The 13,158-nt window shown below is 64.8% G+C and carries 13 protein-coding genes; 7 read left to right on the top strand and 6 right to left on the bottom strand.

Annotated features, from left to right (window positions below; genetic code table 11):
* Positions 1 to 218: 218 nt before the first annotated feature.
* Positions 219 to 563 carry a hypothetical protein gene (locus tag H6718_29135; protein MCB9589514.1) on the top strand — a complete coding sequence of 115 codons (345 nt, stop codon included), beginning with the start codon at positions 219 to 221 and terminating at the stop codon, positions 561 to 563.
* 59 nt (positions 564 to 622) lie between these two features.
* Here H6718_29135 and H6718_29140 read toward each other — a convergent pair whose 3' ends face one another.
* Positions 623 to 1,282, bottom strand: coding sequence for a CDGSH iron-sulfur domain-containing protein (locus tag H6718_29140; GenBank protein MCB9589515.1), 660 nt, complete (start codon positions 1,280 to 1,282; stop codon positions 623 to 625).
* A gap of 96 nt (positions 1,283 to 1,378) precedes the next feature.
* The gene (locus H6718_29145) at positions 1,379 to 2,773 is read right to left on the bottom strand and encodes an MBL fold metallo-hydrolase (protein ID MCB9589516.1); all 1,395 of its coding nucleotides are present in this window, start codon (positions 2,771 to 2,773) and stop codon (positions 1,379 to 1,381) included.
* A 446-nt stretch (positions 2,774 to 3,219) separates the two neighbouring features.
* Here H6718_29145 and H6718_29150 point away from each other — a divergent pair, with 446 nt between their 5' ends.
* The 4 genes from H6718_29150 (at position 3,220) to H6718_29165 (ending at position 7,161) form a co-directional block, all read left to right on the top strand.
* Positions 3,220 to 4,734, top strand: coding sequence for a hypothetical protein (locus H6718_29150; GenBank protein MCB9589517.1), 1,515 nt, complete (start codon positions 3,220 to 3,222; stop codon positions 4,732 to 4,734).
* Between the two features lie 82 nt (positions 4,735 to 4,816).
* Entirely contained in the window at positions 4,817 to 5,125 is a 309-nt protein-coding gene (locus H6718_29155; GenBank protein MCB9589518.1) for a hypothetical protein, read from the top strand.
* Positions 5,126 to 5,269: 144 nt separating this feature from the next.
* Positions 5,270 to 6,163, top strand: coding sequence for a DUF72 domain-containing protein (locus H6718_29160; GenBank protein MCB9589519.1), 894 nt, complete (start codon positions 5,270 to 5,272; stop codon positions 6,161 to 6,163).
* Between the two features lie 89 nt (positions 6,164 to 6,252).
* The gene (locus tag H6718_29165) at positions 6,253 to 7,161 is read left to right on the top strand and encodes a glycine--tRNA ligase subunit alpha (GenBank protein ID MCB9589520.1); all 909 of its coding nucleotides are present in this window, start codon (positions 6,253 to 6,255) and stop codon (positions 7,159 to 7,161) included.
* 31 nt (positions 7,162 to 7,192) lie between these two features.
* On the opposite strand, the gene H6718_29170 is transcribed toward H6718_29165, so the two are convergent.
* Positions 7,193 to 9,643 carry a Smr/MutS family protein gene (locus H6718_29170; protein MCB9589521.1) on the bottom strand — a complete coding sequence of 817 codons (2,451 nt, stop codon included), beginning with the start codon at positions 9,641 to 9,643 and terminating at the stop codon, positions 7,193 to 7,195.
* Between the two features lie 71 nt (positions 9,644 to 9,714).
* Positions 9,715 to 10,185, bottom strand: coding sequence for a hypothetical protein (locus H6718_29175; protein MCB9589522.1), 471 nt, complete (start codon positions 10,183 to 10,185; stop codon positions 9,715 to 9,717).
* 275 nt (positions 10,186 to 10,460) lie between these two features.
* On the opposite strand from H6718_29175, the gene H6718_29180 reads away from it, so the two are divergent.
* Complete coding sequence (locus H6718_29180) at positions 10,461 to 10,811, top strand: glyoxalase (protein ID MCB9589523.1); 351 nt, start codon at positions 10,461 to 10,463, stop codon at positions 10,809 to 10,811.
* Between the two features lie 125 nt (positions 10,812 to 10,936).
* On the top strand, positions 10,937 to 11,626 hold the full coding sequence (locus tag H6718_29185; GenBank protein MCB9589524.1) for a YafY family transcriptional regulator: 690 nt from the start codon (positions 10,937 to 10,939) through the stop codon (positions 11,624 to 11,626).
* 48 nt (positions 11,627 to 11,674) lie between these two features.
* On the opposite strand, the gene H6718_29190 is transcribed toward H6718_29185, so the two are convergent.
* Together H6718_29190 and H6718_29195 are read right to left on the bottom strand one after the other, a co-directional pair.
* Entirely contained in the window at positions 11,675 to 11,935 is a 261-nt protein-coding gene (locus tag H6718_29190; protein ID MCB9589525.1) for a Smr/MutS family protein, read from the bottom strand.
* Between the two features lie 50 nt (positions 11,936 to 11,985).
* Positions 11,986 to 12,888, bottom strand: a complete 903-nt coding sequence (locus H6718_29195; GenBank protein MCB9589526.1) for a Ku protein — start codon at positions 12,886 to 12,888, stop codon at positions 11,986 to 11,988.
* Positions 12,889 to 13,158: the final 270 nt, after the last annotated feature.

Raw genomic sequence — 13,158 nt, forward strand, 5'->3', positions numbered from 1 at the left:
TGTGCGCGGTTGCCGAGGCTGAAGGCCAGAGCCTCGAAGCGGCCAAGGGAACCCGCCGGCTTCTGCTTGGGGCCCGATTTCTGGGGAGGCCGCGGTGTGACGTCCGTGCTTGCCTGGTGCGCTCGCGCGCGCCACAGCGGGGCGCTCGTGCCTGCGCAGCGCCAAACCCGCACATTGTACGCTGGAGTCGTCGCATCGCTCCACGTATCCTCCTGGCAATGACTGTCTCGCGCGTGCTCAGCCTGGGGTTCGTTCTGTCACTGGCCGTCCCCGTCGTGGGCTGCAACAAGGACAAAGAAGGCCCGCCTGACAACGCCCAAACGGTGGCCGCGTTCCAAGAGGCGAAGCCTGGCGCGGGCGCGACTGCCACGATTCAAGGCTTGGTCCAAGCCACCAAAGGCAAGGCTTGGCCCATCGTCGATCGCCCGGGAGGGCCCTTCGTCTACTGTGAAATGGCGGCGCCGCCCGAAGGCGTGACGGAAGGGGATCGCGTGGTCGCGACGGGGAAGGTCGTCGACACCGCGATGCTCAAGGAGTGCAGCATCACGCCGCTCAAGAAGTAGCGGCGTGATGTCGGCTCCACGGCGCGGGCTCAAACACTCGCCGCCGCCGGGCCAGTGCGTCACTCCCCGGTGAAGCCCGCCGCTTTGTGGCTACCGTCGCAGAACGGCTTGTTCTTGGAGTGACCACAACGACAGAGCGCGGCCTTGTTGGCGCGCATCGCAACTCGCCCGCTGGCTGCGACCAGCTCGAACTCGCCGCTGAGCAGCAGTGGGCCGCTCGCCGCGGGCTTGATGCTAAGCGCTCCCTGGGTCGGGGAGCCTGCGTTTTCATCCTCGAGATTGGCGCCGACGGCGCCGTGATCTCTGAAGCCGGCGTCCTCGTGGCTGTTATCGCAGAACGGCTTGTTCTTGGATTGGCCGCAGCGACACAGTGCCGCGCGGAAACGAACGCCGGGCATGTCCGGAGCTGCGCCCTCGATCTCGAGCTCCCCAGCGACATACAGCGGCCCGTTGTTCGCGACGGTGACGACGTTGCGCTCGAAGGCCGCCTCTTCAGGCCCGTCGTCGTGTCGCGCGTAGCTCAGCGCGCCGGTCGGGCAGCGCTCGACTACGTTCGTCGCGGCGTCCGCGTCCACGGTGTCTGGCTGGCACCAGGGCTGGCGTCCCCCCTCGAAGAGCGCGTTCTCGGCGCGTCCGCACTCTCCAACATGGATGCACAGGCGACCATCCCAGAACACGTCGAGGTGCTTGCCTGGGTACTTGGTGATCTTGTCCGACATGGTTCCTCCCGCGTGTACCTTACCAGCGGTCCGTGCGTCGGGCGTCGGCAACTCGCGTGGCGATTCGGTGAAGCCGGCTGTTGTTCGTGAAAGCGTTCAAATCAGCTCTTGCACCTCACCGTCCTGGGGGACGCTGACTTCGGTCGTCCAGCCCCTAGCCCGTGTCTCCTCGTTGATGCGTCGACGCATGCTGTCGCTCGCCGCCGGCTCGCCGTGAGTCACGAAGATGCGTCGAGGGATCCGGCGAGAGTTGTTGGGTGGGCCGAAGGGAGCGAGCAACCAGTCCAATAGCTCTCGATAGTCGGCGTGAGCCGAGAGGCTCTGGATATAGGTGACCTGTGCCTTCACCGGGACATATTGACCGTGGATCTTGAGCTCATCACTTCCCTCCAGGAGCTGCCGGCCGCGAGTACCCATCGCCTGGTAGCCGACCAAGAGCACGCTGCTGCGGTCATCCGGGAGGAAACGGCGCAGGTGGTGAAGCACTCTTCCTCCTGTGGCCATCCCGCTCGCGGACACGATGATCGCCGGCTCGAGCGACGCATCGAGGGCCATCGAGTCCTGCGGGGTCTGCGAGAAGAGCGTCCCAGTTCGCATCGCCTCGCATTGCGACTCGCTCAGTCGGCAATCCTCCGGGTGTTCGAAGAAGATGCGCGTCGCGTCGATGGCCATCGGGCTATCCAGATAGACCGGAAGTGGCGGTATCCGACCGGAGGCCTTCAACTCTGCGAGCAGGTGCAGCAGATGTTGGGCGCGCCCCACGGCGAAGGCTGGGATCACCAGGCTTCCGCGCTTCTCGACCACGTGCTTCACCACCTTGCACAGGTCGTCGAGGCTGTTGTCGGTCGGGTGACGTCGATCGCCGTAGGTCGACTCGACCACCAAGTAGTCTGCTTCGGGGGGAGGGTCCGGTGGGAGCAAGATGGGGTCGCTGGGCCGCCCGACGTCGCCGCTGAAGCCGATGCTCGTCCCGTCCATTTCTAGCTTCAAGCAAGCTGAGCCGAGGATGTGGCCTGCGCGGCTGAAGCTTGCCGTGACGCCGGCAGCGGGTTCGAACGACTTGCCGTACTCGACCGGCACGAGCTGCCTCAAACAGCGCTCGGCGTCTTCGCGAGTAAAGAGCGGTTCCGCGGGGGAATGTTTGGAGTAGCCCTTGAGGTTCGCGTGCCGGGCCTCCTCCTCTTGAAGGTACCCTGCGTCTGGCAGCAGTATCTGGAGCAGGTCTCGCGTGCCTGGCGTGCAGTACACCTTGCCCCGGTAGCCCATCATATGCAGGCGTGGCAGGTAGCCGGAGTGATCGATGTGGGCGTGCGTCAGCAGAACGGCGTCCAGCTTAGGCACTTGGATCGGGGGCGGGTCCCAGTTTCGCAGACGCAGCCGCTTGATCCCTTGGAAGAGTCCGCAATCGACGAGCAGTCGCGCCTCTGTTGTTTCCACGTGGTATTTTGAGCCGGTAACCGTCTCGGCGGCGCCGAGGAACGCGAGTCGCACCATCGCTTGAGTCTACGCGCGCTTGCCCACGACGTGGGTCGCGGGGAATGCGTAACTTTTGCTCGCCCCGCGTCCGGGGAACTCTCACGATGCACCCGGCCTCCTTCCGGAAGTGTCGCTCATTTCGCGCCCGGCAGGCGCGGATGAGGGAACAGTTCGCGTTCGGGAGGGCGACGAAGCACACGAGTTCCAGCTGGAGTGTCCTAGATGCCGGGCCCGGTGGTGCTTCCGGCCTGCAGAGGCCGTACTCAGCCCCGAGCGTGAGCGCGATCCGCAGGCAAATCCCGCTCTCTTGGCTACGAACCGTCGAGCAAATCGTGGTTGCTGGGCGAGCGCAGAGAGCCCTCGCCGCTTCAGGGCTAGATCCTCGGCCCGAGCGATGAAAGGATGAGTGTTGCTACGGGGGGGCGTCCGAGAGGCGTGTTGACTCGTCGGCAGGGGGACGTGTGAAGACACCAACACTCAACGTGGGAGATGTGATCGCCGGGCGATTCCACGTCGACGAGGTTCGGCGCCCAGTCGCTGTGGGGCACCTGGACACGGAAGACGGGGTGCGGCAGATCGTCCTCGTCCCGCTCTCCGCCGACGAATCGAGCGTGATGCAGGGCATGGAGAGCGCGCATCACGCCCACCTGGCAGAGGTGTTCGAGGTCGCTGGCTTTGCCCCTGGCGCAGTGCTCGCTGCTGAGAGGATAGAGGGCGAGACCTTGTCGGCGCGGCTCGCGGTGGTTGGTAAGAAGCAGCCCGTTGACGCCGTCCGTTCCACTTTGCGCCTCGCTGACGCTGCGGCGGCGCTCCACCGTCGGGGGGCCGTCCACGGAGGGATCTGCGCTGATGCGGTCGTGCTGGATCCTCCCGGAAAGGACGGCCCGCTGCTCACGTTCCAAGGGGACCGGGCAGTGTTTCGAGTGCCCGGGTCCGAAGGTGCCCCGAGCGAGGCCGACGACACGTGGGCGATCAGCTGTTTGATGTTTCAGATGCTGATTGGACACGCACCTCCTGCCGTTGGCGTGGAGTCGCCCGACCAGCTGAGCGAGGTGCAAGACGAGCGTTTGCGTGCCGTGCTGCTCCACGGCTTGACGAGTGATGCAGAGGCGCGTGCGTCTAGCCTGAAGCCGTTAATGGGCGAACTCGCGCGCTGGTTCGTCGATCACGCTGGTGACGAGTCTCACCCGTCGATCCGCACCAGCCATCCGCCGCCCCTGCCGAGCTCGACGGTGTCCCCAGTGAACCTCAGCGTCGATACCAAGCCGGTCATCGAACAAGAGCCGCCGAGCCGGATGGGGCGCTTTGTCGCGTTTGCCATTGCGGCGAGCGTGATCGGCGCGCTCGGAGTTTGGGCCTACTCAGCGACTCGCAAGCCGAGTGTCGTGGAGGTAGCAGTACCGACGGAGACCAAGCAGGAGGCCCCTTCCGCTTCTGTACGGAAAGAGATCGACCTAAGCGAAGTTGCGGTCATGGGCAGCGCCAAGGCTGCGGCTGCGGCGGACTCCACGTCTGCATGCGCCAAGGAGTACCTCACCGGCGCGTTCGAGTCTCCCCAGCCCCTTGCGTGGATGTGTGAGGAAAAGGACGCCGTCGCCGGAGCGAGTAAGCTCAAGGTGGCTGTGGTGAAGGGCAGCAAGGGCGGCGTCAGCGATGCCATGCGTCTGATGAGCCAAGCGGGTTGGTACGAGCTGCCCATCTACGTCTCGGTGCGCCGCACTTGTTGCAATGAAGCGGGGGAGGTGGCGTTGCCTGCCGCGAGTGATGGCTGCGACGACATTGGCAAAGCGACCCGAGAGCTGAGTGACGTAACCACCTCCGGCAAGCCGCCCAAGGATGCCCTGGACGCGTTCGATAGGGCTGCGGCTTGCGAGTTCCAGGCCGGAAAGGGCAGCGTCTACGGCAAGACGGGGCGCCCCGACTCGGCGATGCGCGCGCAGTACGAGACCTTCGCTGGGCGGTTCCAGCACGAGTGACCGCCAGGCGAGGTTGAAAGACCGCCCGATGGATCGGTACGGCTGGCGTGGCTCTCGCTTTTGATATGCTGCGCGGGCCCGCATGAGCTTGCTGCAGTTTCTCGTCCAGCTCGTGCTGAACATCGCCTTGCCGTGGTGGATAGTACGCGTGAGTCTGCGTGCGCTGCCTGAACCCGCTCGCGATCGCGCTTGGAACGAGGCGAGCTTTCGCTCGGCGGTCGTCGTGTTTGGACCGCTTTCGCTGCCCGTCCACTTCGCCAAAGTAGGGCTCGGTCCCGAGCGTTGGCATTGGTCGCTGCGCCTGCCGATCGGCCTGCTGGTGGGCGTGATCGTGATGCTGGTCGAGCTGATACTGGTAGGCGTCGCCGTCGCACTGTGTGGTCCGGACTAGCCGTTTCGGGCGCCGTGAGGCTGGCGTGGCCCAGTACGGTCAAGCGCGACCCGGAATAGCTTCACGTTGCGATTCGCAACATCGCAGTCAAGATGTGTGCCAAGCGTTGCGGTGCGCAGTCGCTCCAGGATACCCTGGGATCAAATGCGGGTGTTATCGGGTACCAGCGGCTTTAGCTACAAGGAGTGGCGGGGCAGCTTCTATCCGGAAGACGCCGCACCCAGCGACCTGCTCAGGCTCTATGCGGAGCGCCTCCCCGCGGTGGAGATCAACAACACGTTCTATCGCATGCCGAAGTCGTCGGTGGTCGCGAGCTGGGCGGAGCAAGTTCCTGCGAACTTCCGCTTTGTGATCAAGGCCTCACAGCGCATCACTCATCGCCAGCGCTTGCGCGATGTGGATGACTCCGTCGCTTACTTGTTCAAGGTGATCGCGATCCTCGAAGCCCGTCTTGGCGCGGTGCTGTTTCAGCTGCCACCGTTCCTGAAGAAGGACGTCCCACTCTTGCAGTCTTTCCTCGCGGTACTGCCGCCGGAGTGCAAGCCAGTGCTCGAGTTCCGCCATCCATCTTGGTTCAGCGATGATGTCTATTCTGCGCTGTCAGCGGGCAAGGCTGCGCTGTGCGGTGGCGATCTGGACGCCGAGACGCAGGCGCCACCGTTGGTCGCTACCACGGACTTTGGGTATCTGCGCATGCGCCGGGAAGACACCTCGTACAGCGAAGCAGAGCTCGACGACTGGGCGAGTCGAGTCGCTGAGCAGCGCTGGAGCCAGGCGTTCGTGTTCTTCAAGCACGAGGTGGAGGGGCCAATCTTGGCCGAAGCCTTCAACGCTCGCTTCACGTCTGCTAGCGGGGCTCAGCCTGCTGCTCCTCTCCCCCCAAAATCCGATCTGATCCCCAAACCGCCATTGAATGCTTCGCCGGAGCGTTCGGGCCGCGCATCCTCCGTGCGCAAGGCGCTGCCTGAGTCCGACGCCGCTGCCGAATCGGAGGGCGAACCGGGTCACGGTCGCGTTAGGCCCGCCGTCGAAGGCTAACGAGCGCGCTTCCCAGGCTTTTTTGGGGGTGAGGAGCGCTGGGACAAAGTCATGGACAGCCGCCCGTTCATCGGCCAAACCCACGGGCAATGCACTTCCAGGATCTGATTCTCAACCTGCAGCGCTTTTGGGCCGAACAAGGCTGCCTGATCGTTCAGCCGTACAACTCCGAAGTCGGCGCGGGCACCTTCAACCCGTCAACCTTCTTGCGCAGCTTGGGGCCAGAGCCGTGGAAGGTCGCCTACGTGGAGCCTTCTCGGCGCCCAACGGATGGTCGCTACGGAGACAACCCGAACCGTCTGCAGCAGTTCCACCAGTTCCAGGTGATCCTGAAACCGAGCCCCCTCGACATTCAGGATCTCTACCTGAAGTCCCTCGAGGCGATTGGTACGAAGCCGCTCGAGCACGACGTGCGTTTCCTCGAGGATGATTGGGAGAGCCCGACACTAGGCGCCTGGGGTCTCGGCTGGCAGGTCTGGCTCGACGGCCTCGAGATCAGTCAGTTCACCTACTTTCAGCAAGCGGGTGGCTTCGACTGCAAGCCCGTGAGTGGTGAGCTGACCTACGGCCTCGAGCGCATCGCCATGTACCTGCAGGACGTCGATTCGGTCTACGATCTGACCTACAACGACCAAGTGAAGTACGGCGAGCTCTTCCACCGTAACGAGTGGGAGTGGTCGACCTACAACTTCGAAGAGGCCGACGTCGAGGCGCACTTCCGTGCCTTTGACCAAGCCGAGGCCGAGGTGAAGCGCCTCCTGGGGCGCAGCGAGGATCCCAAGCAGCAGCTCGTGATGCCCGCGTACGACTTCGTGGTGAAAGCGTCTCACGCGTTCAACGTGCTCGATGCTCGAGGCGCGATCAGCGTGACGGAGCGCGTGCGTTTCATCGGTCGTGTGCGCGCCATCGCCCGGGCAGTCGCCGCCGCGTGGCTAGCCCAACGTGAGGCGCTCGGCTTCCCGTTGCTCAAGACCACAGCGCTCAAAGAGAGCGCCTGAGAGAAACACGCGCCTGAGAGCACACAGCCGCTCAGCGTACCCAGAACACAGTGAAGGCATCGCCGCCTTCTTCGCGCTCGGCGGCCCGTGAGGTCGCAATGGCGGCGCCCGCTCGCAGGTGATCGCGCACGGCTTGTTTGAGCGCGCCGGTACCATGCCCATGCAGCACGAAACCTGCTGGTTCTCCGCGCTGCAGCAACGCGTCCGTGAAGCGGTCCACTTCGTCCAGCGCCTCGTCGACACGCATGCCGCGTAGGTCGAGGGTGATGCCGTCGTGGCGCAAGAGCACCTCTTCCTTGGGCGCCGGCGCGCTCCGAGTGAACTTCGGCGCCTTGACCCGAGCGGTGTTCCGCGTGGAACTAACTTGGGTCTCGCTGCCGTTGACCAGGCGGATGTCCTCGAGCTTGCAGAGCAGCGTCAGGCTGCCCACTCGCACCCGGAGCTTGCCGCGAACTGGTAGCTCAGCGACTTCTCCAATCTGACCACCGGGCAGGACGCGCACCCGCGTACCCAGCACGAGCTGCTCCGCGGCGGGGGCGCTACCGCCGGGAGCTCCGCGGGTGGCTTGGTCCAAACGGCCGCCAACTCCGAGCTGGCGCCCTGCGGCGTCCACCTGCTTCTCGAGCTCCTTGAGATCACGCTGAGAGAGCTCTGCTGCGCGCAGGCGCTGGGTCACGTGCTGGAGCTCTGCGCGGGCCTGGCGAACCGCTTGACTCAGCTCGCGTGCCTCTCGTTCGAGGCGCTCACGCTCTCGCTTGGCGGTGGCGAGTGTTTCCGCTTGGATTTTATTGCGAGTGACCCGCGTCTCGAGTTCCAGGGCTTTGGCCGCCGAGAGCGCTTGGGCGGCCTCTTGCCGCTGTTGCTCGATGGTGTCGAGCAGCTCATCGCGTAGCAGGCGCTGTTCGGGGAGCAGCGCCTTCGCACGCTCCACGACGGAGGTCGCCATGCCGAAGCGTTGTGCAACCGCGAGCGCGCTGGAGGGCCCAGGGATCCCCAGGCGCAGCTCGAAGGTCGGGGCGAGCGCCGCCATGTCGAAGCCCACCGACGCGTTCTCGAAGCGTGAGTCCCGGGCCGCTAGCTCCTTCAGTGCCTCGTAGTGGGTCGTAACAGCAACAGCCGCGCCTGCCTCTGCAAGCGCTTCGAGAACCGCGGTCGCGAGCGCGGCGCCTTGATCCGGATCGGTGCCAGCGGCCAATTCGTCGAGCAGGATCAGCGTGCCGCCCGGCTCGCCGTCCTTCGAGGCGCGCTGGGCAGTGTTCAGCATCTGCGCGAGGTTTCGCACATGGCCGCTGAAGGTGCTGAGTGAGAGCGCCAGCGACTGGTCGTCGCCGATGTCGCTCAGGACCTCGTCGAAGAAGCCCACGCTCGAGCCCAATGCAGCCGGGATCGGCACCCCGGCGCGCGCCATTAGCGCCGCGAGGCCCAGGCACTTGAGCGCGACGGTCTTGCCGCCGGCGTTGGGGCCGGAGATCACCAGGGCGTGCCCAGCGCTGAGCCGCACGTCGTTTGCCACGACAGGCTCCTCCCCGACCGCGAGCAGCGGGTGTCGCACCGCCAAGAGCTCAATGCTCGGTTTGTTTTCGGGAGGAAACACCAAGCCGGAGACCTTGGCCGCCCAGCGCGTCATGGCAATCAAGCGCTCGGCTTCGAGCAGTGCTTCGTACGCGATTGCTAATTCTGCACCTAGTCCAGAGGCGTGCCCGGACAAACGCGCAAGCACCCGCGCTTCTTCGCGCTCCGCGTCGGCTTCGGCGATGCGCAGCTTGTTGCCCAGGTCTACCAGTTCGCGCGGCTCGACATACAACGTTGCGCCCGAGCCGCTGGAGCCGAGTACGAAACCCTCGATGGTGCCGTGTGAGTCTGAACGTACCGGCAACACGTAGCGGCCATCGCGCTCTGCGTAGTATCCACCCGCCAGCTTGTCTGAGTGCTTGTTCACCAGGCGCTGCAGGCGCGTCGTGAGTTCTCGGCGCCGGTCGCGCACCGCCGCGCGGGCGCGGGCGAGCTCTGGGCTCGCGTCGTCACTGACCGTGCCGTCGGGTTCGAGGCAGCGCTCGAGCTCCTTCTCCAAGCCCGCAAGCTCTGGGGCCGTGTCCAACGCATCGGCGAGCTCCGCGCGCGCTGCTCGCTGCATCTGAGCAAAGCGCCTCAGGGCGGTCGCGTCGCGAAGGAGCAGCAGGACCTTGAGCAAGTCCGGCGCGGCCAACACGCGTTGGCGAGTGATGCCGTCGAGGGCTTCCAGCACGTCCGGCGTGGTTACGCGCGGTAGTGGTGTGTCGCTCTGCTCCGCGTCGATCGCCGCCTGGCTCAGGCGAGAGCGCTGCGCCGCGAGTTCCAGGGTCGGTTCCGGCGAGAGCTCGCAGAGCCGCGCCTGCGCCGCATCGCTCGCACACAGCCTCGCGAGCTCCGCGCACACGAGTGGCCACTCGAGGTCGCTCAGCGCGCGCTCGCGTAGCTCTTGAATGCTCTGCCTCCCTGCCACGGCGCCCCGATATGACACGTTTTCGCCGGGAGGCCAGCACCTTGGCGCGAGGCTCGGATCAGGGCGTGTGACTAGGCGCTTCTGACCAGGGCAACCCGCGCGCGGCGAGTAGGCGGCGTGCGCAAGCCGATTTGGATGCGCGGAGTGCTGCGGTCCGCCTCGAGAGTGCGCACCCAGCGGGTCAGACCACGCTCGACACGCCGGTCGTCGGTGGTGCCGTAGGTCAAAATCAGCTGACCACGGCCGAGCTTCTCGAGTCGGGACATCAGGCCCCGGCAGAGCACACCGCGGCTCGTCTCCGCCTGGTGATCGACGCGGCCGTTGCTCACCAGTACGACGCGCTCGAGGTCCCACCTGCCATTTTCCAAGCGGGAAATCCGGTTGGCGACCTGAGTCAATAGCTCACTCGGGTGGCCTTCGTAGTGCTGCGCCACCACGGCCATGTTGCCGTTTGCGGAGCACCCAGGCTCCAGCCAGCTCGGCCAGCTGCCGCCGAACTCGATCACCACCAGGGTGGCTTTTCCGCGCGATCCTAGGTTCATGCTGCTTCCCCCGCGTTTCCGCTCGTAGCGGTGCACAGATTCGGCGCGTCCCTCTCAGCGGTCGCTCTGCGCGTGGCAGAGGCCTAACTGGAGCGCGCAGCAGTGGCCAAGAAATCGACTAGCGCCACCCCGGTCCGTGTCCCGCTGACACACCGTTGTCAGGAGGGAAGTGGCACGCAGGGCCTCCTGACAAGACGCTGTCAGGGCGAGGTCGCTATGTCTTTGAGGCGAGGCGCGGCTGAGTTGGCAGCCGCCACGCACGAAGGAGATTCGAGATGAGTCAGCATCCAGTGGTTTGGTTCGAGATTCGCGGCGACAAGCAGGAGAAGCTCCAAGGCTTCTACGGCGAGCTCTTTGGTTGGTCCCTCAACCGCGACAACCCGACGGGCTACGGTGTGCTCGCACCCCCCGGAGGCAAAGGCATCGCGGGTGGCGTGGGAGAACGCGGCGGGGTGTTCAGTCATCGCATCACGTTCTACGTGGAAACTGAGGACCTCGAAGGCAGCCTCGAGCGAGCCATCGCCCTCGGGGGCAAACTCGTAACGCCGCCAACTCCGGTGGCAGGCATCCGCGTCGCCCTTTTTCAGGACCCAGAAGGCAATGTCGTGGGCCTGTCGACTCCGTGAGGGGCACCCGTTTGGCGCGCGTCGCAAGCCAGCGACTTCGGTCGGTGGCGCGTCGCGCGCACAATGGGGTCTTCGGTTCGTCCGGCGCTCGGTAGCTCTTACGCTTTGCAGTACAGTCCTTGTCGATGCGTCGCGCGGACCGCTTGTTTCAGATCATTCAACTGTTGCGTCGGCGCAAGGTGCTCACGGCGCGGCAACTCGCGGAGGAACTCGAGGTCTCCGAGCGCACCGTCTATCGAGACGTTCGGGACCTGGTTTCCACCGGAACCCAAATCGACGGCGAGGCGGGGGTAGGCTACTCCCTGCGCGCTGGCTACGACCTGCCGCCGCTCATGTTTGACGCCGACGAGATCCAGGCGTTGCTGCTCGGGGCCCGCATCGTCGCGAGCTTCGGCGACCATGAGCTTGGCAAAGCTAGTCGCTCGGTGATCTCCAAGGTGGAGTCGGTGCTCCCGAAGCACCTGAAGCCACTGCTCAAGCAGACACCGCTCTTCTCTCCGCTCCCTCTCGACAAGCGGAGCTCTGGTAACCTGAGCCTCGTGCGCCAAGCGGTGTTTGACCGCAAGAAGCTGCGCTTCGGCTACCAGCGCGGCGATGGTCAAAGCAGCGAGCGAACCGTGTGGCCGCTCGGCGCGTTCTTCTGGGGCAAGGTCTGGACGCTGCTCGCCTACTGCGAGCTGCGCGAGGACTTTCGCAATTTCCGCCTGGATAGAATGGAGAAGGCGGGACTACTCGAAGACCAGTTCCCCCTGGACCCGGAGAAGAGCCTCGATGCGTTCTTCGCGCGGATGGGCCAGGACACTCCGCTGGACTAGCTGCAGGCTGGATTAGCTGCAGGTCAGATTAGCCGCAGGCTCGACTCGCTAGGACTTGGGGTCCTTGAGCCAGGCAAGCGTCGCGCCCCAGCCACCGCGGGTCGCTGGCGCGTCGCGAAACTCCGCGACGTAGGGTGACTTCGCCAGGACTTGCTGTACGCGCGTGCGCTGTACGCCTTTGCCGCGCCCGTGGATCAACCTTACCTCGCGGAAACCTTTCTTGTAGGCTTCCTCGACGTAGTCTTCGACTACGAACGGGATGTCCCGAGGCTGAAAGGTGTGAAGATCGAGGCTGTCCTCGATCTCCATCACCACCACGTCGTCGTCCGGGGGCTTGCTCACGCTCTTGCTCGCAGGCGTCAGCCCGTAGACGTCTTCTTGGCGCGAGTCTTGGTTTCCTTCTTGGCGCCGGGTTCAGCCTTCTTGACGGGCTTGGCCTTTGCCTTTTTGCCCTCGGCCTTCTTGCTCTCTTTGGCCTCGTCGGCGCTATCGCCGCCTTGGGCGAGGCTCTTCTTGAGCGCCTCGAAGAGGTCGATGATCTGCGCCTTGGGCTGCTCGGGGGCGAGGGTGATCTCTTGTCCGGCCACCTTCTGGTCGACGACCTCGAGCACCCGGGTCGCGTAGGCGTCCTTGAACTTCTCGGAGTCGAACTCATCGACCGTGAGCTGGTCGAGCAGCTTGTCGGCCAGGTCCTGCTCGGCGTCGCTGAAGTTGAACGTGGCGCCCTTGTCGACGTCGTCGTACGCGCGCACCTCTCCGGCGTAGTAGAGCTGATGCAAGATCAGACCGTCCTGGTAGGGGCGGATCATCACCAGCTGTTCTTTGCCGCGTGCGGACCAGCTCCCTACGGCAACACGCTCCTTGCGCCGCATCGCCTCGGCGAGCAGCTTGTAGGCCTTGTCGCCGCCCTTGTCGGGGCCGAGGTAGTAGCTCTTCTCCACTTGGATGAAGTCCACGGTCTCGAGGGGGACGAACTCGACGATCTCCAAGGTGCTGCTGCGTTCAGCCTCGAGCTTCTTCAGCTCTTCGTCCGTGAACTGCACGAACTGCCCCTTGGTGTACTCGTAGCCCTTCACCAAGTCCTTACGCTCGACCACCACGTCGCACGTTGGACAGTACAGCTGTTGCTTGATGCGGTTGCCACACTCGCCGTGCAACATGTTGAAACTGACGGACTGGCTGGATGCCGCCGTGAAGAGCTTGATTGGGATGGATACCAAGCCGAAGCTGATTGTTCCGGAGCTGATCGCGCGTGCCGCCATGAGCGCAATGCTACGGTCGACCAGCGCAAACCTCCAACATCCAGGCAGCGGCTGTTGGCGCTTTTCCCTGGCGTTCCTCACGGTCGTAGCTCGCTTGCATAAGCGCTCCCGATCAGATGTCCAGTGGTGCTGAAACCCTCGCGGCGTTTCCGCGCGAACAACCGCCCCAGCTCTCTCCGCTCACGCTCCCGTCGCTGATTTGCTTGGGGCCGAGCTTGTTTGGGGGGAGGCGGCACCGCTTCGTTCGTCCCTGTCAGGAGGCTGTGGCAA

It is taken from the genome of Polyangiaceae bacterium, from assembly GCA_020633205.1.
In the GTDB taxonomy this organism is placed as follows: Bacteria; Myxococcota_A; Polyangia; order Polyangiales; family Polyangiaceae; genus JAHBVY01.